We start from the raw sequence: 22,052 nt of genomic DNA on the forward strand, positions 1-22,052 counted from the left end.
GGTCCGGAGGTTTGGACCGGCTCGGGGCCTTGCGATCCGGGGGTTCTCCTTGGGGAGGGGCGGCGGCTGGGAGAGGATGGGCTGGCCGTGCCCGCACGACCCCGGGCACGGTTCCGGGGTGGCGCGGACCGCTCCCGGGCAGGTGAGAGACGACGAGGAGTGACCGTGAGCGACTCGAAGGCGGAGCGGGTGGCCGGCCCGAAGGTGACGGGCGAGTCGGAGGTCGCGGAGATCTGTCGCGACCTGATCCGGATCGACACCAGCAACTACGGCGACGGCTCCGGGCCCGGGGAGCGCAAGGCGGCCGAGTACGTGGCGGAGCAGCTCGCCGAGTTCGGGCTGGAGCCGCAGATCTTCGAGTCGGCCAAGGGGCGGGCCTCGACGGTCGTCCGGATCGAGGGTGAGGACCGCTCCCGGCCCGGCCTGCTGATCCACGGCCACACCGACGTGGTGCCGGCCAACGCCGCCGACTGGACCTACGACCCCTTCGCCGGCGAGATCGCCGACGGCTGCGTCTGGGGGCGCGGCGCGGTCGACATGAAGGACATGGACGCGATGACCCTCGCGGTCGTCCGCGACCGGCTCCGAACGGGCCGCAAGCCCCCGCGCGACCTGGTGCTGGCCTTCGTCGCCGACGAGGAGGCGGGCGGCACCTACGGCGCGCGCTACCTGGTGGACAAGCACCCGGGCCTGTTCGAGGGCGTGACGGAGGCGATCGGCGAGGTCGGCGGCTTCTCCTTCACCGTCAACGACCAGGTCCGGCTGTACCTGGTGGAGACGGCCGAGAAGGGCATGCACTGGATGCGCCTCACGGTCGAGGGCCGGGCCGGGCACGGCTCGATGGAGAACGACGACAACGCCATCACCGAGCTGTGCGAGGCGGTGGCCCGGCTCGGGCGGCACAAGTTCCCGCTGCGGATCACCAAGACCGTCCGGGCCTTCCTCGACGAGCTCTCCGACGCGCTGGGCGTGGAGCTCGACCCGGAGAACATGGACGAGACGCTCCGGGTGCTCGGCGGCATCGCCAAGATGATCGGCACCACGCTGCGCAACACCGCCCAGCCGACCATGCTCGGCGCCGGCTACAAGGTCAACGTCATTCCCGGCCAGGCGACCGCCCACGTGGACGGGCGCTTCCTGCCCGGCTACGAGGAGGAGTTCCTGGCCGACCTGGACCGGGTGCTCGGCCCGCGGGTGAAGCGCGAGAGCCTGCACTCGGACAAGGCGATCGAGACGGGCTTCGACGGGGCGCTGGTGGAGGCCATGCAGCTGGCGCTGAAGGCGGAGGACCCGATCGCACGGGCGGTGCCGTACTGCCTCTCCGGCGGCACGGACGCGAAGTCGTTCCAGGACCTCGGGATCCGCTGCTTCGGCTTCGCGCCGCTGCAGCTGCCGCCGGACCTGGACTTCGCCGGGATGTTCCACGGCGTGGACGAGCGGGTCCCGGTGGACGGGCTGAAGTTCGGCGTCCGGGTGCTCGACCGGTTCATCGACGCCTGCTGACCCCTGCTCCGGCCGCGTGCGGCTCACGCGGCGAACGGCCCGTCCCGAAGCGGGGCGGGCCGTTCGCATTGTCCTGAGGAATGATTTGGTACGGGTGCGGAGAGATCAAGAGAAACGATTCGTCACGGCGATTCGGGTCGGTCGTCCGTACGAGTGATCACCGTTGCGGGTGAATGGCGAGGCCCGTCCGTACCTCGCCGCCCGGCTTCTCGTTCATCCCTGTGCAACCCGCTGAAAGGGTTGTGACATCAACAGGAGGAACGATGAACGTCAAGAAGCTCGCCGCTGTCGCCGCCGCCACCGGTGGTCTGGTCCTCGCCGGTGCGGGCGTGGCCGCCGCGCACGGTGGCGCCAGTGCCCAGGGCGTCGCGGCCGGTTCGCCGGGCGTGCTGTCGGGCAACCTGATCCAGGTGCCGGTCCACGTGCCCGTGAACGTGTGCGGCAACACCGTCAGCGTCATCGGCCTGCTCAACCCGGCGTTCGGCAACAGCTGCGCCAACATCTGAGCGTGACGCCCGGGGCCGCCGGCCGATGAGGCCGGCCGGGCCCCGGCCGTTCGACGGACAACGTGCCCCCGGGCCGCGGACGACCGCGCCCGGGGGTACGTCCTTATGCCGGTTTCAGCTCGTCCGCCAGAGTGCCATCGCCCGATCGGGTGAAGCGACGCCGTTCGGCTCAACCTTTGGCCCGGCTCCTCGTTGTTCCCTGTGCAGCCGAAGGTGTAGTCGGCAATTCGGTAATTCCGACTTTCAACACGTCTTCTCAACACGTCAGGGGAAAGTATGAGGAATGTAGCCAAGAAGGGGCTCCTCACGGCCGTGGCCACCGGCAGTGTGCTGGCCTCGACCGCCGGCTACGCCTACGCGAGTGCCGAGGCCCACGGGGGCGCGGTCAACTCGCCGGGGGTGGGATCCGGGAACTCCGTGCAGGTCCCGGTGGACGTCCCGGTCAACGCCTGCGGCAACACCGTGGACGTGATCGGCCTGCTCAACCCGGCCTACGGCAACCGGTGCGCCAACGCCGACGCCGGCACCCACGGCCAGGCCGCCCACGGCATCTCCGAGCCGGGCCGCTCCGCGGCGGCCGGCGCCCCCGGCCAGTCAGCGCCCGCCCACGCGGCGCCCGCGAAGCCGGCGCCCGCCCACGCCGAGCCGGCGCACCCGTCCGGCCAGCGGCCCGGCGGGCACGACGCCTCGGGCATCTCGGGCGGGGGCGCGTCCGCCTCGGGCACGACGGCAGGTTCGCCCGGTGTGCTCTCGGGCAACAGCGCGGCCGTCCCGGTGAGCATCCCGGTGAACGCCTGCGGCAACTCGGCCAACGTCGTGGGGGCCGCGAACCCGGCCTTCGGCAACTCCTGCGGCAACGTGTCGGTGCCCACCCCGCCGGTCACCACCGAGGAGGAGTGCCCGCCGGAGGAGACCGGCTCGACCCCGCCGAAGGAGACCCCGGGCACCCCGCGGGCCGGCGGCCCCGCCGAGGCTCCGCCCGTGATCCAGGCCGTCGCGCCGGCCGCCCCGGTCGTCCCGGCCCAGGCCACCGCCCCGCAACTGGCGTCCACCGGTGCCGGCGGCGTGGAGATGCTCGGTGCGGCCGGGCTCGCGGCCCTGCTGGGCGGCGGCGTCCTCTACCGCCGGGCCCGGGCCGGGGTCCGCTGACTCCTGTGCGCCCTCGCGCGCCCGAAGCCGCCCGTGGCGGCCTTGGGCGCGCGTTCATGCGTGGGGGTGGTCCCGTGTGGCGGGCGGGCAGGCGTACGGGCGGGCGGCCGTCCCCGGCGGGGATGCCCCGGCGGACGGTTGCCCGGACGGGCTGCCCGGGCGGGCGGCCGCCTGGCACCCGTGGCGATCACGGACGGCGGCCGGCCCCGGGGCGGTCGCCGACTCCGGACGGTCACCGGCTGCCGACCGTCACCAGCTCCGGACCTGCCGGATGATCTTCCGGCGCAGCAGTACGGTGCGGCTCCCGTCGGGGAAGAGCCGGAGCCGGTCCAGCTCCCAGTGTCCGTATTCGGCATGCTCGGTGAGCAGTTGCCTGGCCGCGTTTCGGGTGGTGCCGCGCGGCATGCGCAGTGACTGGTACTCGTACTCCGGCTGCCGGACCAGCTTCGGTGGGGTCAAGACTTTCCTCCTGGGGACGCCTGCAGGCAAGCCTAAGGCCTGCCTCCGACAACCGGACCCGGCTTTTTCGGCCGGGCTCGCCTCCGGTCACCTGCCGTCACGGGCGCAAGGGCCGCCCGTCGCACTGACAGATCATCAGTTCCACTGCTGCTCCTGACGGGATACCCCGATCCGACGGCCGGGAAGCGGGTTCGCCGGGCCCCGAACGGGCGTGGCGGTGCCGTGGACGCCCGTCACAGAACCACACGGATCGGACATCAGGGGGGAAGTTGCGGTGAAAACGCGGGTGTAGGTGACAACCGCTGTGCGTCACGGCACCGGGGGGAGATAGCGTCTGCACCATGTCTGATGCCGCGCAGCCAACCATTGCCGAGGTACGCGCCGCCGCCGAGGCGGTCAAGGCCGCCATCGACCGTCATCTGGAAGCGGTGTCCAGCCCCACCGCAGGGGACGATCCCGCCGTGTTCGCCGCCTACGAGCAGCTGGCGTCGGCGGCCATCGTGTACGACCAGCTCCTCTACGAGGTCTACGACGAGGTGACGCCCTTCGAGGTTCCCGGGGACGAGGGGCCGGGTGCCTACAACGGCCCGGACCAGCCCGAGGCGATCAGCGTGCTGATCCGCCGCGACTACCACATCGCCGATCCGAAGCGGCTGCGTGCCCAGGCCGAGCGCCTGGACAGCACGCTCACCCCGGGAGGCGGTGGCGCGGGTGGCGTGAACGCGGCGATCGGGGTCCTGTTCGGCGAGTTCGAGCCGGACGAGATCGCCGCCCGGAGCGAGGAGTTCGGCCTGGAGGAGGGCGACTCCACCCTCTGGGTCTCGGCCGCCGAACCGACCGACCCGGGGGAGTGGCTGCCGGAGCCCTTCGACAACGCCGACCCGCAGCTGCTGATCTGCCGCTTCGACGTCAGCGAGGTGTACGACGACGAGGAGTCCGAGGAGTGACGGCGGCGACGAGACCCACGGGCTGACCCGCCCGACGAGTTTCAGGGCCCGCGGGCCCGTTCGGACCTGAACCCGGGCGGTGCCGGAGCAACTGCTCCGGCACCGCCCGGTGCCGTTCGGGGCCGCCGCCTCCGGGGCCGTCCCCCGGAGGCGGCGGCCTGTCCGGGCCTAGAAGGCGGGCTCGGCGTTCTCGGCCAGGATCGTGCGCAGCCGGGTGGTGCGGGGCCGGGCCGGCCGTTCGGCGACGGCCTGCGGCAGGGCCGGGCCCGCCGCGTGCACCACCGACAGGTGCCGCTCCGCCCGCCCGAAGGCGGTGTAGACCCACTGCCGGGTCAGCCCGGCGCCGGCGTCGTCCGGCAGCACCACGACCGCCCCGGGCCAGCGCCGGCCGACCGCCTGATGCACGGTCAGGGCCCAGCCGTGCCGCAGCTTGGCGGCCTCGGCGGGGGCGACCGTGCTGCGGGTGCCGTCGGCGAGCTCCAGGTGCAGGCCGGTGGCGTCGCCGTCCAGCACCCGGCCGGGGCGGATGACGCCCGGCGCGGGGGAGTGGACCACCCGATCGCCCGGGTCGAAGCCGCCGAACCTGCCCGGGCCCGGGTTCAGCCGGGCCTTGGCGGCGGCGTTCAGCGCCCGGGTGCCGGCGCTGCCCCCGTGCCCGGGGGTCAGCAGGACGACCTGCTCGGCGGGGATGCCGAGGGCGCGCGGGATGGAGTCGGTCAGCAGCTGGACGGCGCGGTGGACGGCTTCGCCGCCGTCCTTGGCGGTGAGGATCACCACCTCCTTGTCGGGCGCCTCGACGGGCTGCAGCTCGCCGATGCCCACGGCCGAGACCAGCTCGCCGATCGGCCCGAAGTCGGGCGTGCGGGAGGCGACGGCCGGGCAGACCCTCGCGGCCAGCAGGTCCGCGAAGAACCGGCCCGGACCGGCCGACCAGAGCTGCCCCGGGTCGCCGCTGAGCACCAGGCGGGTGCCGTCGGCCAGCGACTCCAGCAGGGTGGCGGCCAGCTCGGCGTCCAGCAGCGGCGCGTCGAGCACGATCAGCAGGTCGAGCGCGAGGGTGCCGTCACCGGACCGCCCGGGCCCGGCGGCGCCGGCGAGCAGGTCGGCCAGTGTGACGACGTCCGGGGCCGCGCCGGCGGGGAGCAGCCCGGCCAGGCTCTGCCGGCCCTGGTCGGTCCAGGTGGCGGCCCAGGCGCGCAGCCCGAGCCCCCGCGCGGCGTGCAGCAGCGCGGCCGGCTCGGCCCGGGAGGCCTCACCACCGGTGTGGGCGACCAGCGCGCTGTCGGCGACGGCCCTGATCAGTGCGGTGGCCGAGGAGGACGGCGCGGCGGCGGCAGCCGCCTCCCAGGCGGCGGGACCGGGGGCGGGCGGAATCGTCCCGGTGGCCGCCTCGGTCCCGCCGCCGGCCCCGGCGAGGCTGTCGCCGTCGCCGTCGCCGTCGCCGTCGCCGTCGGCGCGCTCGGTGCCGGGTGCGTCGTTCTGGTCCCGGCCCGCCGCCGCGGGCTCGGCCCCGGCGCCGGAGGGCTCGCCCCCGAGGTCCGCAGCCTCCTCCGCCTCGTTCGGCTCGTCCGCCTCGTCCGGCGCGTCCGGCGCGGCGGTCTCGGCGTCCTCCCCCGGGACGAAGGTGGACATCACCCGGACCAGGCCGTCGGCCAGGCTCTCCTCGGCCAGGGCCAGCCGCTCCAGGGCGAGCAGGGTGCGGGTCGGCGGCTCGTCGTCCTCGTCGGAGCCGGTGGTCGCGGCGCGGGCCTCGGGGCCGGTGAGCTCGTCCTGGAACGGCATCACCAGGCCGTCCTCCACGACGGCCTGGAGGGCGGCGGCGGGCTCCGGCAGGCCGAGCCGCTCCAGGCCGGTGGCGACCTCGCCGATCTCCACGGCCGAGTCCCCGCGCAGCGCGGCCTGTTCCAGCAGCCACGGGACCAGGGCGCGGGCCCGGCGGGTGTCGCCCGGGCCGGCCTCGGCCCCGAGCAGGCCCCGGGCGAAGCCGTCCGCCTGCTCGGGGCGCACCCCGGGCAGGGCGAGGACGGCCCAGGGGTCGGCCCGCAGCAGCTCGGCCGCGCCCTCGCCCAGCTCGGCCACGGCCGCGCCGGCGAAGTCGGCGGGGGCGCCGCCTGCCGTCAGGACCTCGGCGGTGGCCCGCAGGGCCTGCGCCCGCTGCTCGTCCGGCTGCGGGGCGCGCCGGGCGGCGGCGTCGGGAGCGGCGCCGGCGGCGGCCCGGTCCGCAGCCGGCAGGTCGGGGCCGGCGGTGGACTGCTGTCCGATCGCCCGGATCTTCTCCGCGAGCGCGGCGACGGTGTCCGCCCGGCCGGCGCCGTCCGCCCGGCCGTCCTGGGCCGGGCTGCCGCCCACCGGGCCGTCCTCCGCCCGGCCGCCGTCGGCGGGGCCGCCCGGAGCGCTGTTCTCTGCGTCGCTCACCATTCGCTCCAAAGGGGTACGCCACTGCTGGGCAGTGGGGCGGCCGCCACCCGGGGGTGGCGGCCGCGGCCGGTCGTCGTCGTGGGAGCGGGCGGGCCCGGGGCGCGCCGGGCCGGGCCCGGACACCGGCCCGGGCCGTCTCCTGCCGTCCGCGCCCTGCGGGCGGGAACCGGCGGGGCACGGCCTAGAGCTCGCTCCACTCGTGGTCGGGGTAGCGGTGGACCGGCGCCGAGATGTCGTCGAGCGCACCGCGGATCTCATCCGGAAGCGTAAGCGCCTCCACCGACAGCGCCGCCCGCAGCTGGACCACGGTCCGCGCCCCGATCAGCGCACCCGTCACCCCCGGGCGGTCCCGGACCCAGGCGAGCGCCACCGCGAGGGGGCTGCTGGCGAGGCCGTCGGCGGCGGTCGACACGGCGTCGACGATCCGGCGGGACCGGTCGTCGAGGTAGGGCTGGACGAAGCCGGAGAGGTACGGGGAGGCGGCGCGGGAGTCCTGCGGCACGGCGTGCCGGTACTTGCCGGTGAGGACGCCGCGGCCGAGCGGGGAGGAGGCCAGCAGGCCCACGCCGGCGTCCAGCGCGGCGGGCAGCACCTCGCGTTCGATGCCGCGCTGGAGCAGCGAGTACTCCATCTGCGTCCCGGCGAGCGGCACCCGGTCGGGTGTGGCGCTCTGCCGGGCGGCGGCCTTGGCGAGCTGCCAGCCGCTGTAGTTGGAGACGCCGACGTACCGGGCCCGTCCGGAGCTGACGGCGATGTCGAGGGCGTGCAGGGTCTCGTCGGTCGGGGTGTCCGGGTCGAAGGCGTGGACCTGCCAGAGGTCGACGTAGTCGGTGCCGAGCCGGCGCAGCGAGCCGTCCAGCCCGGCCAGCAGGTGGCCGCGGGAGGTGTCGAAGCGGCGGTCCGAGTCGGGCACGCTGCCGGCCTTGGTGGCGATGACGAGCTCGGAGCGGGGGATCAGGTTGTCGGTCAGGCGGGAGAGCAGGTACTCGGCGCCGCCGTCCGCGTAGACGTCGGCGGTGTCCACCAGGGTGCCGCCGGCGTCGACGAACTCCTTGAGCTGTTCGGCCGCCTCGTGCTCGTCGGTGTCCCGGCCCCAGGTCATGGTGCCGAGACCGAGCCTGGAGACCCGCAGCCCGGTACGGCCGAGGTGTCGCTTTTCCATCGGTCTGGCCCTCCGCTGGCTGGTAAACGTGCTGGTGGGGTGAGGCATCCCCACGTCGGCTGAGCGTAGCGGCCGCCGCCCGGGCAGGTGCGCAGACCCGCAGAACGGCAGGTCGGCCGGGCGACACGCCGGTGTGACGCGCGCCACAGCTACCGGCCAGTAGCATTGGGCCGCGCGGCGCGGCTACGCTCGACGGCGTGCGCGCGGCGGCCACCACCCCTGGACGCCGCGCCGTGCGCGGAACCTCTACGGAAGGCTTGGCACCCACATGCGACTCGGCATCAACCTCGGCTACTGGGGACTCGGCATGGACGCCGACAACATCGCGGTCGCCCAGGAGGCCGACCGCCTGGGCTACTCGGTCTGCTGGGCCGCCGAGGCCTACGGCTCCGACGCCGCCACCGTCCTCAGCTACGTCGCCGCGAAGACCGAGCGGATCGACGTCGGCTCCGCGATCTTCCAGATCCCGGCCCGCACCCCCGCCATGACGGCGATGACCGCCGCCACCCTGGACACCCTCTCCGGCGGCCGCTTCCGCCTCGGCCTGGGCGTCTCCGGCCCGCAGGTCTCCGAGGGCTGGTACGGCGTCAAGTTCGACAAGCCGCTGGCCCGGACCCGGGAGTACGTGGAGATCATCCGCAAGGCGATGTCCCGCGAGCGGCTGGTCCACCAGGGTGCCAGCTGGACGCTGCCGCTGCCCGGCGGCCCCGGCAAGCCGCTGAAGCTCACCGTGCACCCCGTCCGCGAGCACATCCCGCTGTACATCGCCGCCATCGGCCCGAAGAACCTGGAGCAGACCGGCGAGATCGCCGACGGCTGGCTCGGCATCTTCTTCGCCCCCGAGCACGCCGCGCTCTCGCTGGAGCCGCTGAAGGCCGGCCGCGCCAAGGCCGGGCGGACCCTGGACGGCTTCGACCTCTGCCCGACCGTGACCATCTCGGTCGGCGACGACGTCAAGGCCGCCGCGGACACCCAGCGCTCCTACGCCGCGCTCTACATCGGCGGGATGGGCAGCAAGGACAAGAACTTCTACAACCAGCTGACCCGTCGGATGGGCTACGAGCAGGCCGCCGACGAGATCCAGGAGAAGTACCTCGCCAAGGACTACGCCGGCGCCGCCGCGGCCGTCCCGCACGAGCTGATCGACTCCACCTCGCTGCTCGGCGACACCGCCCGGATCGCGGACCGGATGCAGGCCTACGCGGACGCCGGCGTCACCACCCTCACGCTGGCCCCGGCCGGCTTCACCCTGGAGGAGCGTGTCCTCGCGCTGCGCACCGGCGTGGAGGCGCTGGAGCGCGCCGGTCTGGCGGAGTAGGCGCCGCCGCGGGGCCCGGCCGCGCCGGGGCCCCGCGGCCGGCGGGCCCTCAGAGCCAGCCGCTGCGCTTGAAGACCCGGTGCAGCACCACGCAGGTCACCGCCATCAGCAGCAGCACCCCGGGGTAGCCCCAGCGCTGGTGCAGCTCCGGCATGTGCTCGAAGTTCATCCCGTACACGCCGGCGATCAGGGTCGGCACGGCGGCCAGCGCCGCCCAGGCGGAGATCTTCCGCATGTCGCTGTTCTGCTGGACGCTGACCTGCGCCAGGTTGGCGCTCAGGATGTCGGTGAGCAGCCGGTCCATGCCGTCCACCTGGTCGTTCGCGCGGGACAGGTGGTCCGCGACGTCCCGCAGGTACGGCAGCGCCTCGGCCGTCACGAAGGGCTCGCCGCCCCGGCCCAGGCGCAGCAGCGGCTCCTGCAGCGGGCCGGTGGCCCGCCGCATGGTCACCAGCTGGCGCTTGTAGCCGTAGATCCGCTCCGCCGCGCCGCCGGACGGGCGCCCGGGGGCGAACACGTCCGCCTCCAGCTCGTCCAGCTCGCCCTCCAGGGCGACCAGGACGTCCAGGTAGCCGTCCACCACCGTGTCGCAGACCGAGTGCAGCACGGCGCCCGGGCCGTGCCGCAGGATCTCCGGCTGCTTCTCCAACTGGGCCCGCAGCTCCCGCAGGGGGCTGTCCGTGCCGTGCCGCACGGTCATCACGAAGGCGTCGCCGACGAAGATCATGATCTCGCCGGTGCTGACCGCCTGGGTGCCGTCCCGGTGGCCGACCGTCTTGAGCGCCATGAAGAGCGAGTCCTGGTAGGCCTCCAGCTTGGGCCGCTGGTGGGCGCTGACGGCGTCCTCGACGGCCAGCGGGTGCAGCCCGAACTCCTCGCTGACCAGGTCCAGCTCGGCCGTGGTCGGCTCGTACAGCCCTATCCAGAGGAAGCTGTCACCGGCCGCCCGGGCGGCCGCCAGGGCGTCGGAGTAGTCCTCCGGGCCCTGGACGCGGTGCCCGTCGCGGTAGGTGGCGCAATCGACGATCATGCGGGACATTGTCGCGCCGACGGGGGCGCGCCGGTATCCGGTCCGCCGAAAGCTCACCGCGTCGTCACAGCACCGGCGCGACGCCGCCCGCCCGCCGCCGGCCCGGGGCCCCGCCCGGCCGTCGCCCCGTCACCGCCCCGGCGGGCGGACCGGCACCCTGTGCCGGGCCGCCGGGGCCAGGCCGTACGCTTGGCCCCATGCCCACCCTGCTGCTCGTCCGCCACGGCCGCTCCACCGCGAACACGGCCGGAATCCTGGCCGGTTGGACCCCCGGCGTGGAACTCGACGACACCGGCCGGGTCCAGGCCGCCGCGCTGGCCGGGCGCCTGACCGGCGTCCCCATCGCGCAGGCCGTCAGCAGCCCGCTGGAGCGCTGCCGGCAGACCCTGGAGCCGCTGCTCGCCGGCCGCCCCGGACTGTCCCGCCCGGCCCTGGACGAGCGGCTCGGCGAGTGCCACTACGGCGAGTGGACCGGCCGCCCGCTCGCCGAGCTGGCCACCGAACCGCTCTGGCGCACCGTGCAGGACCACGCCGCGGCCGCCGCCTTCCCCGGCGGGGAGTCGCTGCGCGAACTCAGCCACCGGACGGTCACGGCCGTCCGCGAGTGGAACGAGAAGGTCGCCGTCGAGCACGGTGACGACGCGGTCTGGATCGCCTGCTCGCACGGCGACGTCATCAAGGCGGTGGTCGCCGACGCGCTCGGCCTGCACCTGGACCACTTCCAGCGGATCAACGTCGAACCCTGCTCGGTCACCGCGATCCGCTACACCCCGCAGCGCCCGTTCCTGTTGCGGATGGGCGACACCGGTGACCTCTCCTCGCTGGGCCCCCGGCCCGGCCGGGCGGACGCCCCGGCGGGCGACGCCGTGGTCGGCGGCGACACCGGCGCGAGCTGACCCGGGCCCGCCCGGCCGCGGGCTCCCGCCCCGGGCCCGGCGCCCAGGCCGTAGGGTGACACTCGGGCCCCGTTCGCACGACGGCCCGGCGGTACCGCGGCCAGTACCACCCGGTGCCGGCCTCCCGCACGACGACGACAGAACGATCCGGAGCGAGAGCGTGTCCCGTCAGGTCTTCTTCTACGACCAGCCCGAACGGTTCGTGGCCGGTACCGTCGGCCAGCCCGGCGCCCGGGCGTTCTACCTGCAGGCCAGTGCCCGCGGCCGGATCACCAGCGTGCTGCTGGAGAAGACCCAGGTCGCGGCGCTCGCCGAGCGGATCGAGGAGGTCCTCGACGAGGCCCTGCGGCGCAGCGGCGGCGACGCCGCCATCCCGGCCCGGGCCCCCGTGGACCTGATCGACACCGCCCCGCTGGACCTCCCGCTGGAGCAGGAGTTCCGGGTCGGCACGATGGCCCTGGCCTGGGACAGCGTCGACTCCTGCCTGGTGGTCGAGGCGCAGGCGGTGGTCGAGGGCGAGGCCGAGGCCGAGGGCGAGGAGGACGGCGCCGAGCAGGTCTTCGAGGACGAAGAGAACGGCCCCGACATGCTGCGGGTGCGACTCAGCGGCGCGATGGCCCGGGTGTTCGCCAAGCGGGCGCTCGACCTGGTCGCCGCCGGGCGCAAGCCCTGCCCGTTCTGCAACCTGCCGCTCGACCCCGAGGGCCACCTGTGCCCCCGCGCGAACGGCTACCGGCGCTGAACGCGGACGCGCCGGCGGACCAGGAGGAAGCCGTGTCGGAGCCAGGGGCCGCGCAGTCGGCCGTCCCCGAGGCGGACCCGGTGGCCGGCGCCGCGCTGGCCGCGGACGCCCCGGCCGCCCTGCGGCTGCTGCGCGAGGGTGCGCTCACCCTGCACGGCCGGCTGACCGACGCCTCGAACGCCGCCCTCTACTGCTCGGTGACCCTGGACGGCGTCACCGCCCAGTGCGTCTACAAGCCGGTCGCCGGCGAGCGCCCGCTCTGGGACTTCCCGGACGGCACGCTGGCCGGGCGCGAGGTCGCCGCGTACGAGGTGTCCGCCGCCGCCGGCTGGGCGCTGATCCCGCCGACCCTGCTGCGCGAGGGCCCGCACGGCCCCGGCATGGTGCAGCTCTGGGTCGAGCCGGACCCGGGCGCCGCGCCGCTGCTCGCGCTGCAGGACCCGGCGGGCCCGGAGGACGGCTGGCTGCCGATCGTCCGGGCCGACGTCGGTGGGGGCCGCACCGCCCTGCTGGTGCACCCCGACGACGCCCGGCTGCGCCGGCTCGCGGTGCTGGACGCGGTGCTCAACAACGCCGACCGCAAGGGCGGCCACCTGATCCCCGCCGCCGACGGCCGGGTCTACGGCATCGACCACGGGGTCACCTTCGCCGTGCCGGGCAAGCTGCGGACCCTGCTCTGGGGCTGGGCCGGCACCCCGCTGCCGACGGAGGCGCTGGAGGTCCTCGGCCGCCTCGCCGCGGACCTCGACGGCGCCCTCGGCGAGCGCCTGGCCCCGCACCTCACCCGGGCCGAGATCGCCGCCGCCGCCGACCGGACGGCCGCGCTGATCCGCAGTGCGCGGCACCCGCTGCCGTCCGAGGACTGGCCCTCCATCCCCTGGCCGCCGATCTAGCCTCCCCGCCCGCCGCCCGTACCCTGGACGGCGGGCCGCGCAGGGCCCAGACTGCACCGGTGGATCGTCCAGGAACCGGCCGGGCCGGCCGGCGGGAGCCGGCGGGCCGCCGGCCGCAGGAGGCCGTGCCCCGGCACGACCTGGAGGTGCCGGCCCCGCACGTCCTCCCCTTCGCCATCGGCTCCTTCGACACCATCGGGCCGCTCTCCCGCGCCGCCTTCCCGCACCGGCACTCCTTCTACGAGATGGTGTACGTCACCGGCGGCCGCGGCGCGCACGTGCTGGACCTCGCGCACTGGCCGCTGCGGCCCCCGCACCTGTGCGTGATCACACCCGGCCAGGTGCACCACTGGGACGGCGCCGAGGAGCTCAGCGGCTTCGTCGCACTGTTCAACGAGGACTTCCTCGACCATCCGGAGGACGCCGCCGCGCTCCGGCGGCTGGCCGGCAGCCCGTGGCTGCACCTGGGGGCGGAGGCCGAGGGCCTTGCCGCGCTCTTCGCCGAACTGGAGCGCGAGTACCGCGCGGCGCTGCCGGGCTGCGCCGGGGTGCTGCGTGCCTACCTGCACATCCTGGTGGTGCGGGCGGCCCGGGCGCTGACCCCGGGGGCTCCGCAGGCGGCGGGCCGGGCGGCCGAGTTGGCGTCCCGGTTCACCCGGCTGATCGCGACCGAGGGCCCGGTGGAGCGACAGGTGGCTTGGTACGCGGGGGAGTTGGGCGTCTCGGTCGGGCATCTGCACAGCCTGGTCAAGGAGGCCACCGGCCGCACGCCCGGCCAGCTGATCCGGGGCCGGCAGGCCCTGGAGGCGAAACGGCTGCTGCTGAACACCGATCTGACGGTTCGCCAGATCGCCCAGCAGGGGGGCTTCGCGGACCCGGCGTACTTCTGCCGGTTCTTCCGGCGGGAGACCGGGGTGACGCCGGGGGAGTTCCGGTCCGGCGGCGCAGAAAAGCACCACGATCCCCGGATCGCGTCCATCGCCGCCCCGCCGGCGCGCCCGTAGGTTTGGCTGCAGCTCCCCACCGCGGCCCGGCCGTGGTGCCACCGCGCGGCGCCGTGAGGCCCGCGGGGTGTGCCGTGCGGCCAGGGCCACCACCGGGCTCCTTGCCTGTCATGCGCATGCCGTAAGGCGCGACACACCATCCCACCACCCGAAGGAGTCGGTGCATGTCCCCCACAGACGCCCGCGACCCCCGAGACACCGTGACGGGGGCCGCGACCCCCGCCCAGCCGGGCCCGGCCGACCGCCGGATCAGCCGCAAGACCGTCCTGAAGGCCGCCGTGCTGGCCGGCGCCACCCCACTGCTGCTCGGCGGCGGCGCCGCCCTCGCCCGGGACCTCGGCCCCGGCGGCGGAGCGCTCGACCTCACCCCCGAGTGCGACGACGGCGACCACCCCACCATCGAGCAGACCGAGGGCCCGTACTTCAAGCCGAACTCGCCGCTGCGCACCTCGCTGGTGACCGCGGGCACCCCGGGCACGCCGCTGACCGTGAGCGGGTACGTCTTCGGCCGGGCCTGCCTGCCCATCGCCGGCGCCCTGCTCGACTTCTGGCAGGCCGACGTGAACGGGACCTACGACAACGTCGGGTTCACCTTCCGCGGCCACCAGTTCACCGACGCCCAGGGCGCGTTCAGCCTGACCACCATCGTCCCCGGCCTCTACCCGGGCCGCACCAGGCACATCCACGTGAAGGTCCAGGCACCGGGCCGGCCGATCCTCACCACCCAGCTCTACTTCCCCGGGGAGCCGCGCAACAGCACCGACACCATCTACGACCCGGCGCTGCTGATGACCGTGCAGCAGGTCGGCTCGGGCAGGCTCGGCAGCTTCGACTTCGTGCTGGACGTGCCGCAGACGCCGTCCCCCTCGGGCAGCCCGAGCGCCACCCCCACCGTCACCCCCACCAGCGCCTCGCCCCGGCCCACCCAGAGCCCCACCGCCCAGCCGTCCGGCAGTTGGCGGGCGGGCACCACCTACGCCGCCGGCGACCGGGTCACCTACGGCGGGGTCACCTACCGCTGCCTCCAGGGGCACACCGCCATGACCGGCTGGGAGCCGCCGAACGTCCCGGCGCTCTGGCAGCGGTCCTGACACCGCCCGGGCGGGCCGGCGCCGCCGGCGGCCCGCCCCGTCCCGCATGACCGCCCGGCGGCGGCCTCCGGCAGGTGCCCCACAGCCTGCCGGCCGGGCCGCCGCCGGGCCCCGGCGCGGGAGGCCGGTCGGTCCGCGAACGGATTCCGGCCGATCTTGCGCACTGGTTAGGCTTTCAAATGATCGCAAGGTTAGAGTCGTGTCCATGCATGCCTGGCCCGCCTCCGAGGTTCCCGCCCTGCCCGGTCAGGGGCTCCCCCTGCGTATCCACGACACCGCCGCGGGCTGTATCCGGGAGGTCGTGCCGCAGGACGGCACCGCCCGGATCTACGTCTGCGGCATCACCCCCTACGACGCGACCCACATGGGCCACGCCGCCACCTACAACACCTTCGACCTGGTGCAGCGCGTCTGGAAGGACGCCGGCCACGACGTCCTCTACGTCCAGAACGTCACCGACGTGGACGACCCGCTGCTGGTCCGCGCCGTCGAGACCGGCATGGACTGGGTGGCCCTCGCCGAGCGGGAGACCGCCCTGTTCCGCGAGGACATGACGGCGCTGCGGATGCTGCCGCCGGCCCACTACATCGGCGCCGTCGAGTCGATCCCGTGGATCGTGCCGCTGGTGAAGAAGCTGCTGGCGAGCGGCGCCGCGTACGACCTGGACGGCGACATCTACTTCTCGGTCGAGTCGGACCCGCGCTTCGGCGAGGTCTCCGGGCTCACCCGGGACGAGATGCGGCCGGTCTTCGCCGAGCGCGGCGGGGACCCTGAGCGCCCGGGCAAGAAGCACCCGCTGGACGCCCTGCTGTGGCTCGCGGCCCGGCCCGGCGAGCCCGCCTGGGACACCGAGCTCGGCCACGGCCGGCCCGGCTGGCACATCGAGTGCGTGGCGATCGCCCTGAGGTACCTCGGGATGTCCTTCGACATCCAGGGCGGCGGCAGCGACCTGTCCTTCCCGCACCACGAGATGGGTGCCGCGCACGCCCAGGTGGCCACCGGCGAGCACCCCTACGCCCAGGCGTACGTGCACGCGGGCATGGTCGCCCTGGACGGGCACAAGATGTCCAAGTCCCGCGGGAACCTGGTCTTCGTCTCCACCCTGCGCCGTGAGGGCGTGGACCCGGCGGCGATCCGGCTGGCCCTGCTCGGCCACCACTACCGCTCCGACTGGGAGTGGACCAAGGCCACCCTGGACGAGGCCCTGGAGCGGCTGGCGCGCTGGCGCGCCGCCGTCTCCCGCCCCGACGGCCCGTCGGCCGAGGGCCTGCTCGCCGAGGTGCGGGCGGCGCTCGCCGAGGACCTGGACACACCCACCGCGCTGGCCGCGGTGGACCGCTGGGCCGAGCGTCAGGAGGCCGACGGCGGCGACGACATCACCGCCCCGGGCCTGGTCTCGCGCACCGTCGACGCCCTGCTCGGCGTCGCGCTGTAGCGGGACCGGGGCCCCGCCCCGGCGACATGCCGAAGGGGCGTCAGGAGATCTCCTGACGCCCCTTCGGCATGGTCCGGCGCCGCGGTCCGCGGCTCATTCCTCGGTGCCCGCCTCGGGCCCGTCCTCGCCGGTCTTGGTGTCGGTGGCACCGGTCTCCGGCTCCGCCGGCCGCTCGGCGGTGGCGTGCCCGGCGACCGGCTTCTCACCGGTCGGGCCGAGGTTCTCCCGGCGGCGCAGGTAGCGCTCGAACTCGCGGGCGATCGCGTCGCCCGACGCCTCGGGGAGCTCGGCGGTGTCCTGGGCCTCCTCCAGCTGCTGGACGTACTCGGCCACCTCGCTGTCCTCGGCGGCCAGCTGGTCCACCCCGAGCTGCCAGGCGCGGGAGTCCTCGCCGAGCTCGCCCGGCGGGATCCGCAGGTCGAGCAGGTCCTCCAGCTTGTTGAGCAGCGCCAGGGTGGCCTTGGGGTTCGGCGGCTGCGCGACGTAGTGCGGCACGGCCGCCCAGAGCGTCACGGCCGGCACCCCGGCGTGCGTGCAGGCCTCCTGGAGCACGCCGACGATCCCGGTCGGGCCCTCGTAGCGGCTCTCCTCCAGGTCGAGGGTGCGGGCCAGGTCGGGGTCGGAGGTGACTCCGCTGACGGGCACCGGGCGGCTGTGCGGGGTGTCGCCGAGCAGCGCGCCCAGGATCACCACCAGCTCCACGCCCAGCTCGTGGGCGAAGCCGAGCAGCTCGTTGCAGTACGAGCGCCAGCGCATGCTGGGTTCGATGCCGCGGACGAGGACCAGGTCCCTGGTCCTCGGCTCGGTGACCCGGACGACCGAGAGCCGGGTGGTCGGCCAGGTGATCCGGCGGACCCCGCCGTCCAGCCAGACGGTCGGCCGGTTCACCTGGAAGTCGTAGTAGTCCTCCGCGTCCAGGGCGGCGAACACCTTCCCGCTCCAGGTCTCGTCCAGATGCGCCACGGCCGCCGAGGCGGCGTCACCGGCGTCGTTCCAGCCCTCGAAGGCGCACACCATCACCGGGTCGATCAACTCGGGAACATCTTCCAGCTCGATCACCCAGCGTCTCCCTCCGGTCGGCCGGCGGCCGTGCGCCCGGCCCTCCCGGGCCTGCAAGGGCGCCGTTGGCCGGCTGCCGACTGTTGAACCTCTCCACCCATGGGGCCGCTCGCCCCATGGTCCCTACCTGCCCAGCCTACGGGCTTTGATGCGCGCGGCAGGTGCCGGACGGCAGGCCGGTGGGGTCAGTTTGCGGGACCGGCGGGCGTCGATCCAACGGATATCCGGCCAGCTCCGCGCCCGGACGGCCGGGGGCGGCCGGCTGTTCGAGGCCGAGCCGGGGTTTGCAAATTTTCGCAAGGAAATTGCGCTTTTCGTCGTATACTCGCAAGCATGACACGACGACTTGCTCAGGTGGCCCAGAAGGTCGGGGTGAGCGAAGCCACGGTCAGCCGTGTGCTGAACGAGAAGCCCGGCGTCTCGGAGGCGACCAGGGCCGCGGTGCTGACGGCGCTCGACGTCCTGGGCTACGAGCGGCCCACCCAGCTCCGCGGCGAGCGGGCCCGGCTGGTCGGACTGGTGCTCCCCGAGCTGCAGAACCCGATCTTCCCGGCCTTCGCCGAGGTGGTCGGCGGCGCGCTCGCCGGCCAGGGCTTCACGCCCGTGCTCTGCACCCAGACGGCCGGCGGCGTCTCCGAGGCCGACTACGTCGACCTGCTGCTGGAGCAGCACGTCTCCGGCGTGGTCTTCTTCGGCGGCCTCTACGCCCAGCAGGACGCCCCGCACGAGCACTACGACCGGCTCGCCGAGCGCAGCCTGCCCACCGTGCTGCTGAACGCGGCCATCGACGACCTGGACTTCCCCCGGGTCTCCTGCGACGACGCGGTGGCGGTCGAACAGGCCATCGGCCACCTCAAGCAGCTCGGCCACCGGCGGATCGGCATGGTGCTCGGCCCGGCCGACCACATGCCGTCCCGGCGCAAGCTGGCCGCCGCCCGGGCCGCCGCCGAGCGGGCCGGCCTGGAGCTGCCGGACGAGCTGGTCGAGCGCGCCCTGTTCAGCCTGGAGGGCGGCCAGGCCGCGACCACCCGACTGCTGCGCCAGGACGTCACCGGCATCGTCTGCGCGAGCGACCCGCTGGCGCTCGGCGCCGTCCGCGCGGTGCGCCGGGCGGGCCTCTCGGTGCCGGACGACGTGTCGGTGATCGGCTACGACGACTCCGCGTTCATGACCTGCACCGACCCGCCGCTGACCACCGTCCGCCAGCCGATCGAGGCGATGGGGCGGGCCGCCGTCGAGCTGCTGGCGGGGGAGATCGCGGGCGTCAAGGTCACCCATGACGAGCTGCTCTTCGAGCCCGAGCTGGTGGTGCGCGGCTCCACGGCGCCGGCCCGGGTCCGGGCCTGAGCGACACCGCGACCGGAGCCGCCGCGGTCGGAGCGTGCCGCGGTGGCGGCGCGCCGCGCCCGCGCGGGGCGTGACCCGCGCGGGCGGACGGTGATCGGACGGTGGCGGAGGGCGGGTGCGGTCGCACCCGCCCTCCTTCGCGTGTGCGCGATCGGGCAGCCGGGCATCGGCGGGTTGCGTGATCCGGTAGTGATCGTGCGGGAGTCTGCCGGACCGGTCCCCGCCCCGCGCCCTCCCGGCCCCGGGCGCCCCGCGCCGGCGCCCCCGCGGCCGGCCCCGGCGCGATGATGGAGGCAGGGGGCCGGACGGCAGACGAGGAGCCGGGCCGATGAGAAGGCCGCTGATCGCCCTTGGTGCGGTGGCCGCGACGGGCGCGGGCCTCTTCGCGCTCGGCCGCTGCCTGCCGCTGAAGCACACGGCCCGCAGGTCGCTGGAGGTGTACCGGCCGCCCGAGGCGGTCTGGGACGCCCTCGTCGACATCGACCGCTACCCCCGCTGGCGGCCGGGCCTGATCCGGGTGGAGCGCCTCCCGGACGAGCGGGGCCGGATCCGCTGGCGCGAGTACGAGAGCCACGGCGACGTCGCCTACGAGCTGGTGGACGCCACCCCGCCGCTGCGACTGGTCACCGCGATCGCCGACCCCCGCCTCCCGTTCGGCGGCAGCTGGACGTACGAGATCACCCCCTGGCCGGGCGGCTGCACCCTGACCGTCGTCGAGCGCGGCGAGATCCGCAGTCCGCTGTTCCGCGTCGTCGCGCGCTTCGTGACCGGGTACACGGCCCAGCTGGAGCGCTATCTCACCGCACTGGGGGCGCATCTGGCGGAGGAGGCCCCGGGGGCGTGATCCGGAAACACCCGGCGGCCGGTGGCTTTCATGGACACCTGTCCATAAACTATGGACAGGTGTCCATCAGGGCACCCCGAAGCTGTTCCGGAAGGCGGTGAGTGGTCGTGCAGACCACCGCGAACGTGCTGGTCGGCCTGGTGGCCGCGCTCCATGGCTGGATCCTGGTGCTGGAGATGTTCCTCTGGGAGCGCCGGCCCGGCCGCGAACTCTCCGGCTTCGACGCCGACATGGCCCGGGCCACCGCGCCGCTGGCCGCCAACCAGGGCCTCTACAACGGCTTCCTCGCCGCCGGCCTGGTCTGGGGCCTGATCGCCGCGGACCCCACCGGCTACCGTGTGCAGGTGTTCTTCCTGAGCTGCGTCGTCGTCGCGGGCCTCTACGGCGCCGCCACCGCCAACCGGCGGATCCTCTTCGCGCAGGCCCTGCCCGGCGCGATCGCGTTGACCGCCGTCCTGGTCGCCGGATGACCGAGCCCCGCCCGCCGGCCGACCCGCGTGCCGCCCGCACCCGGGAGAAACTGCGCCAGGCCCTGCTCGCCGAGTGCGCCGGACGCCCGCTCGCCGAGGTCAGCGTCTCCGCGGTGGTCCGCCGGGCGGGGCTCGGCCGGGCCACCTACTACCTGCACTACGAGGACCTCCAGGCGCTCGCGGTGGACGCCTGCGCCGAGGTCGTCCGGCAGGCGGTGGACGCCCTGCACGCCTGGCGCGGCCTGCCCGACCCGGCCGCGCCGCCGCCCGCGCTCGCCGTGTTCCTCGCCGACGCGGCCCGGCACGCGGACCTCTACCGCGGACTTCTCCTGCCCGGCGGCAGCGGTCCGCTCGGCGACCTGCTCAACCGGGAGCTGCGGGAGCGCAGCCGCAGCGAACGCGAGCTGGCCGGCGCCCCGCAGGCCGCCCTGGTGGCCTCGGCCGTCGCCGGCGCCTTCACCGGTGCGCTCGCCGACTGGCTGCACGGGAGCGTCGAGGGGACGCCCGAGGCCGTCGCGGCCGAGGTCTGGCGGCTGCTGATCGCGCTGCACCGCGCGGTGCGCTGAACGGTGGCCGGTCGCCCCGGCCCCCGCGCCGGGCCGGGCCCGGTCAGTCGGTCCAGCCGCGCCGGTACGCCGACCAGTGCTCGGGGGTGGCCGCGAAGTCCACGTACAGCGCCAGGCCGAAGTTCTGCCGGCCGGGCGCCTCCCGCCCGAGGCCGAGCCGGGCACCGCGGACGGCGGCCGTCACCGTCTCGGCCGAGCCGTAGTGGCCCGGCTTGTCCTCCCAGAAGAACGGCAGGCCCATCAGCAGGTCCACCTCCGGCGGGGTGACCTCCAGGGCCAGTACGGTCTGCTGCGCGACGTACCCGCCGTACAGCGACTCCACCGGCAGGCCGGTGTCGTAGGACATCACCGCGATCTGGTCGACCCGGCGGGCGGTCTCGGCGAAGTACGCCTGCGACCACCACTTGCCGTGGCCGGTCAGGCCGGTGGTCAGCACGTGCAGGCCGGGCAGCGGGTCGATCTGCGGGGCGGCCACCGAGAGCGCGGCGCCGCGCGCCGCCGTGACGCCCCGCACCTGGTCGAGCAGGGCCAGCCAGCCGGCCGACTCGGGGCGGATCGGCTCCATGTCGAAGTGCACGCCGTCGAAGCCGGCGTCCAGCACCTGCCCGGCGGCGGCGGTGACCCGGTCCCGGGAGGGGGCGTCCTCCAGGTCGAGCCCGGCCTTCTCCGGCTTCACCACGTCACCCAGCCAGGACTGCACCCGAACGCCCGGCAGCGTCCGGTGGACGGCCCCGACCAGCCAGGCGGCCCGGGGGTACAGCGCGGGCGGCAGGCTCCCGTCGTGCTCCAGCGGACCGGTGTGCACGTAGAGGTCGCGGATGCCGGTGCCGGCCAGCTGCCGACCCAGCGCGGCCACGTCGGCGTCACTCTTCCGGCCGTCCACCCAGGCGTGCCCGAGCCAGACCGCGTCCCGGCCCCGGGTGCGGGCCTCCTCGGCGGGGTCGCCCGCGTACTGCAGCCGCAGCGCGAGGGCCGCCGAGCCCACCGGGAGCACCGGTACGGCAAGGGCCACCAGTGCGCAGAGCAGGATCCGGCGCGCTCGTGACAGCCCCCGCCAGCGGCTGCGCGCGGCCCCCGCCGCGCGCCGGAGACGTACGCCGAACGACTTCATTTCTGTTCCCCCGTCTTGATCGAACGCTCAGGATACGAAACGGTTCGCCGGTCCGAAGGCCCGGACGGATACCCTGGCGAGGTGCCCTCCCCGACCGCGGGG

General features: G+C 74.9%; 21 protein-coding genes. 15 read left to right on the forward strand and 6 right to left on the reverse strand.

What is annotated here, in order from left to right:
• The first annotated feature begins 165 nt into the window (after nucleotides 1-165).
• From J2S46_RS32345 to J2S46_RS32355, 3 genes are all read left to right on the forward strand, one after another.
• On the forward strand, nucleotides 166-1,503 hold the full coding sequence (locus tag J2S46_RS32345; RefSeq protein WP_073921617.1) for a M20/M25/M40 family metallo-hydrolase: 1,338 nt from the start codon (nucleotides 166-168) through the stop codon (nucleotides 1,501-1,503).
• A gap of 263 nt (nucleotides 1,504-1,766) precedes the next feature.
• Complete coding sequence (locus J2S46_RS32350) at nucleotides 1,767-2,009, forward strand: chaplin (protein ID WP_191288071.1); 243 nt, start codon at nucleotides 1,767-1,769, stop codon at nucleotides 2,007-2,009.
• A gap of 276 nt (nucleotides 2,010-2,285) precedes the next feature.
• Nucleotides 2,286-3,158 (forward strand): chaplin, encoded by an 873-nt coding sequence (locus J2S46_RS32355; RefSeq protein ID WP_191288072.1) that lies wholly within the window; start codon nucleotides 2,286-2,288, stop codon nucleotides 3,156-3,158.
• A 249-nt stretch (nucleotides 3,159-3,407) separates the two neighbouring features.
• Here J2S46_RS32355 and J2S46_RS32360 read toward each other — a convergent pair whose 3' ends face one another.
• Entirely contained in the window at nucleotides 3,408-3,617 is a 210-nt protein-coding gene (locus J2S46_RS32360; protein ID WP_073921614.1) for a DUF5703 family protein, read from the reverse strand.
• Between the two features lie 341 nt (nucleotides 3,618-3,958).
• On the opposite strand from J2S46_RS32360, the gene J2S46_RS32365 reads away from it, so the two are divergent.
• Nucleotides 3,959-4,564, forward strand: coding sequence for a hypothetical protein (locus J2S46_RS32365; protein WP_191288073.1), 606 nt, complete (start codon nucleotides 3,959-3,961; stop codon nucleotides 4,562-4,564).
• Between the two features lie 168 nt (nucleotides 4,565-4,732).
• Here the strand turns inward: J2S46_RS32365 and J2S46_RS32370 are convergent, their stop codons facing one another.
• Both J2S46_RS32370 and J2S46_RS32375 read right to left on the reverse strand, forming a co-directional pair.
• Nucleotides 4,733-6,982, reverse strand: a complete 2,250-nt coding sequence (locus tag J2S46_RS32370) for an ATP-binding domain-containing protein (RefSeq protein ID WP_370882270.1) — start codon at nucleotides 6,980-6,982, stop codon at nucleotides 4,733-4,735.
• A 181-nt stretch (nucleotides 6,983-7,163) separates the two neighbouring features.
• The gene (locus tag J2S46_RS32375; protein WP_191288075.1) at nucleotides 7,164-8,144 is read right to left on the reverse strand and encodes an aldo/keto reductase; all 981 of its coding nucleotides are present in this window, start codon (nucleotides 8,142-8,144) and stop codon (nucleotides 7,164-7,166) included.
• Between the two features lie 268 nt (nucleotides 8,145-8,412).
• On the opposite strand from J2S46_RS32375, the gene J2S46_RS32380 reads away from it, so the two are divergent.
• Nucleotides 8,413-9,462, forward strand: coding sequence for an LLM class F420-dependent oxidoreductase (locus tag J2S46_RS32380; protein ID WP_191288076.1), 1,050 nt, complete (start codon nucleotides 8,413-8,415; stop codon nucleotides 9,460-9,462).
• 49 nt (nucleotides 9,463-9,511) lie between these two features.
• Here the strand turns inward: J2S46_RS32380 and corA are convergent, their stop codons facing one another.
• On the reverse strand, nucleotides 9,512-10,501 hold the full coding sequence (corA, locus tag J2S46_RS32385; protein ID WP_191288077.1) for a magnesium/cobalt transporter CorA: 990 nt from the start codon (nucleotides 10,499-10,501) through the stop codon (nucleotides 9,512-9,514).
• A 188-nt stretch (nucleotides 10,502-10,689) separates the two neighbouring features.
• On the opposite strand from corA, the gene J2S46_RS32390 reads away from it, so the two are divergent.
• The 6 genes from J2S46_RS32390 (at nucleotide 10,690) to mshC (ending at nucleotide 16,553) form a co-directional block, all read left to right on the forward strand.
• A complete protein-coding gene (locus J2S46_RS32390) occupies nucleotides 10,690-11,388 on the forward strand; it encodes a histidine phosphatase family protein (RefSeq protein WP_073921608.1) in 699 nt (232 codons plus the stop codon).
• A 160-nt stretch (nucleotides 11,389-11,548) separates the two neighbouring features.
• Nucleotides 11,549-12,130: a DUF3090 domain-containing protein gene (locus J2S46_RS32395; RefSeq protein ID WP_191288078.1), complete on the forward strand. Its 582-nt coding sequence runs from the start codon at nucleotides 11,549-11,551 to the stop codon at nucleotides 12,128-12,130.
• Between the two features lie 95 nt (nucleotides 12,131-12,225).
• Nucleotides 12,226-13,023, forward strand: a complete 798-nt coding sequence (locus J2S46_RS32400) for an SCO1664 family protein (protein WP_370882337.1) — start codon at nucleotides 12,226-12,228, stop codon at nucleotides 13,021-13,023.
• Nucleotides 13,024-13,082: 59 nt separating this feature from the next.
• Nucleotides 13,083-14,027 carry a helix-turn-helix domain-containing protein gene (locus J2S46_RS32405; protein ID WP_370882271.1) on the forward strand — a complete coding sequence of 315 codons (945 nt, stop codon included), beginning with the start codon at nucleotides 13,083-13,085 and terminating at the stop codon, nucleotides 14,025-14,027.
• 164 nt (nucleotides 14,028-14,191) lie between these two features.
• Complete coding sequence (locus tag J2S46_RS32410) at nucleotides 14,192-15,118, forward strand: dioxygenase family protein (RefSeq protein WP_191288080.1); 927 nt, start codon at nucleotides 14,192-14,194, stop codon at nucleotides 15,116-15,118.
• 205 nt (nucleotides 15,119-15,323) lie between these two features.
• A complete protein-coding gene (mshC, locus tag J2S46_RS32415; RefSeq protein ID WP_191288081.1) occupies nucleotides 15,324-16,553 on the forward strand; it encodes a cysteine--1-D-myo-inosityl 2-amino-2-deoxy-alpha-D-glucopyranoside ligase in 1,230 nt (409 codons plus the stop codon).
• A 93-nt stretch (nucleotides 16,554-16,646) separates the two neighbouring features.
• On the opposite strand, the gene J2S46_RS32420 is transcribed toward mshC, so the two are convergent.
• Nucleotides 16,647-17,612, reverse strand: coding sequence for a PAC2 family protein (locus J2S46_RS32420; protein ID WP_190212373.1), 966 nt, complete (start codon nucleotides 17,610-17,612; stop codon nucleotides 16,647-16,649).
• 333 nt (nucleotides 17,613-17,945) lie between these two features.
• Between J2S46_RS32420 and J2S46_RS32425 the strand changes: the two genes are divergently transcribed.
• The 4 genes from J2S46_RS32425 to J2S46_RS32440 all read left to right on the forward strand — a co-directional run bounded on the left by J2S46_RS32425 (nucleotide 17,946) and on the right by J2S46_RS32440 (nucleotide 20,839).
• Nucleotides 17,946-18,959, forward strand: coding sequence for a LacI family DNA-binding transcriptional regulator (locus J2S46_RS32425; RefSeq protein ID WP_191288082.1), 1,014 nt, complete (start codon nucleotides 17,946-17,948; stop codon nucleotides 18,957-18,959).
• 328 nt (nucleotides 18,960-19,287) lie between these two features.
• Nucleotides 19,288-19,803, forward strand: coding sequence for an SRPBCC family protein (locus tag J2S46_RS32430; RefSeq protein WP_191288083.1), 516 nt, complete (start codon nucleotides 19,288-19,290; stop codon nucleotides 19,801-19,803).
• Between the two features lie 107 nt (nucleotides 19,804-19,910).
• Entirely contained in the window at nucleotides 19,911-20,273 is a 363-nt protein-coding gene (locus tag J2S46_RS32435; protein ID WP_073921839.1) for a DUF1304 domain-containing protein, read from the forward strand.
• Entirely contained in the window at nucleotides 20,270-20,839 is a 570-nt protein-coding gene (locus J2S46_RS32440; RefSeq protein WP_191288084.1) for a TetR/AcrR family transcriptional regulator, read from the forward strand. The genes J2S46_RS32435 and J2S46_RS32440 overlap by 4 nt, the downstream gene beginning before the upstream one ends.
• Before the next feature lie 43 nt (nucleotides 20,840-20,882).
• Here the strand turns inward: J2S46_RS32440 and J2S46_RS32445 are convergent, their stop codons facing one another.
• A complete protein-coding gene (locus J2S46_RS32445) occupies nucleotides 20,883-21,950 on the reverse strand; it encodes a glycoside hydrolase family 18 protein (protein ID WP_229912030.1) in 1,068 nt (355 codons plus the stop codon).
• Nucleotides 21,951-22,052: the final 102 nt, after the last annotated feature.

Origin of the sequence: Kitasatospora herbaricolor, from assembly GCF_030813695.1 — a bacterium.
Taxonomy (GTDB): Bacteria; Actinomycetota; Actinomycetes; order Streptomycetales; family Streptomycetaceae; genus Kitasatospora; species Kitasatospora herbaricolor.

Excerpts from the sequence above, each read along its gene's own strand:
- J2S46_RS32350 (WP_191288071.1), top strand. The coding sequence starts at position 1,767 with ATGAACGTCAAGAAGCTCGCCGCTGTCGCCGCCGCCACCGGTGGTCTG.
- J2S46_RS32355 (WP_191288072.1), top strand. The coding sequence starts at position 2,286 with ATGAGGAATGTAGCCAAGAAGGGGCTCCTCACGGCCGTGGCCACCGGC.
- J2S46_RS32365 (WP_191288073.1), top strand. The coding sequence starts at position 3,959 with ATGTCTGATGCCGCGCAGCCAACCATTGCCGAGGTACGCGCCGCCGCC.
- J2S46_RS32370 (WP_370882270.1), bottom strand. The coding sequence starts at position 6,982 with ATGGTGAGCGACGCAGAGAACAGCGCTCCGGGCGGCCCCGCCGACGGC.
- J2S46_RS32375 (WP_191288075.1), bottom strand. The coding sequence starts at position 8,144 with ATGGAAAAGCGACACCTCGGCCGTACCGGGCTGCGGGTCTCCAGGCTC.
- J2S46_RS32380 (WP_191288076.1), top strand. The coding sequence starts at position 8,413 with ATGCGACTCGGCATCAACCTCGGCTACTGGGGACTCGGCATGGACGCC.
- corA (WP_191288077.1), bottom strand. The coding sequence starts at position 10,501 with ATGTCCCGCATGATCGTCGATTGCGCCACCTACCGCGACGGGCACCGC.
- J2S46_RS32390 (WP_073921608.1), top strand. The coding sequence starts at position 10,690 with ATGCCCACCCTGCTGCTCGTCCGCCACGGCCGCTCCACCGCGAACACG.
- J2S46_RS32410 (WP_191288080.1), top strand. The coding sequence starts at position 14,192 with ATGTCCCCCACAGACGCCCGCGACCCCCGAGACACCGTGACGGGGGCC.
- mshC (WP_191288081.1), top strand. The coding sequence starts at position 15,324 with ATGCATGCCTGGCCCGCCTCCGAGGTTCCCGCCCTGCCCGGTCAGGGG.
- J2S46_RS32425 (WP_191288082.1), top strand. The coding sequence starts at position 17,946 with ATGACACGACGACTTGCTCAGGTGGCCCAGAAGGTCGGGGTGAGCGAA.
- J2S46_RS32430 (WP_191288083.1), top strand. The coding sequence starts at position 19,288 with ATGAGAAGGCCGCTGATCGCCCTTGGTGCGGTGGCCGCGACGGGCGCG.
- J2S46_RS32440 (WP_191288084.1), top strand. The coding sequence starts at position 20,270 with ATGACCGAGCCCCGCCCGCCGGCCGACCCGCGTGCCGCCCGCACCCGG.
- J2S46_RS32445 (WP_229912030.1), bottom strand. The coding sequence starts at position 21,950 with ATGAAGTCGTTCGGCGTACGTCTCCGGCGCGCGGCGGGGGCCGCGCGC.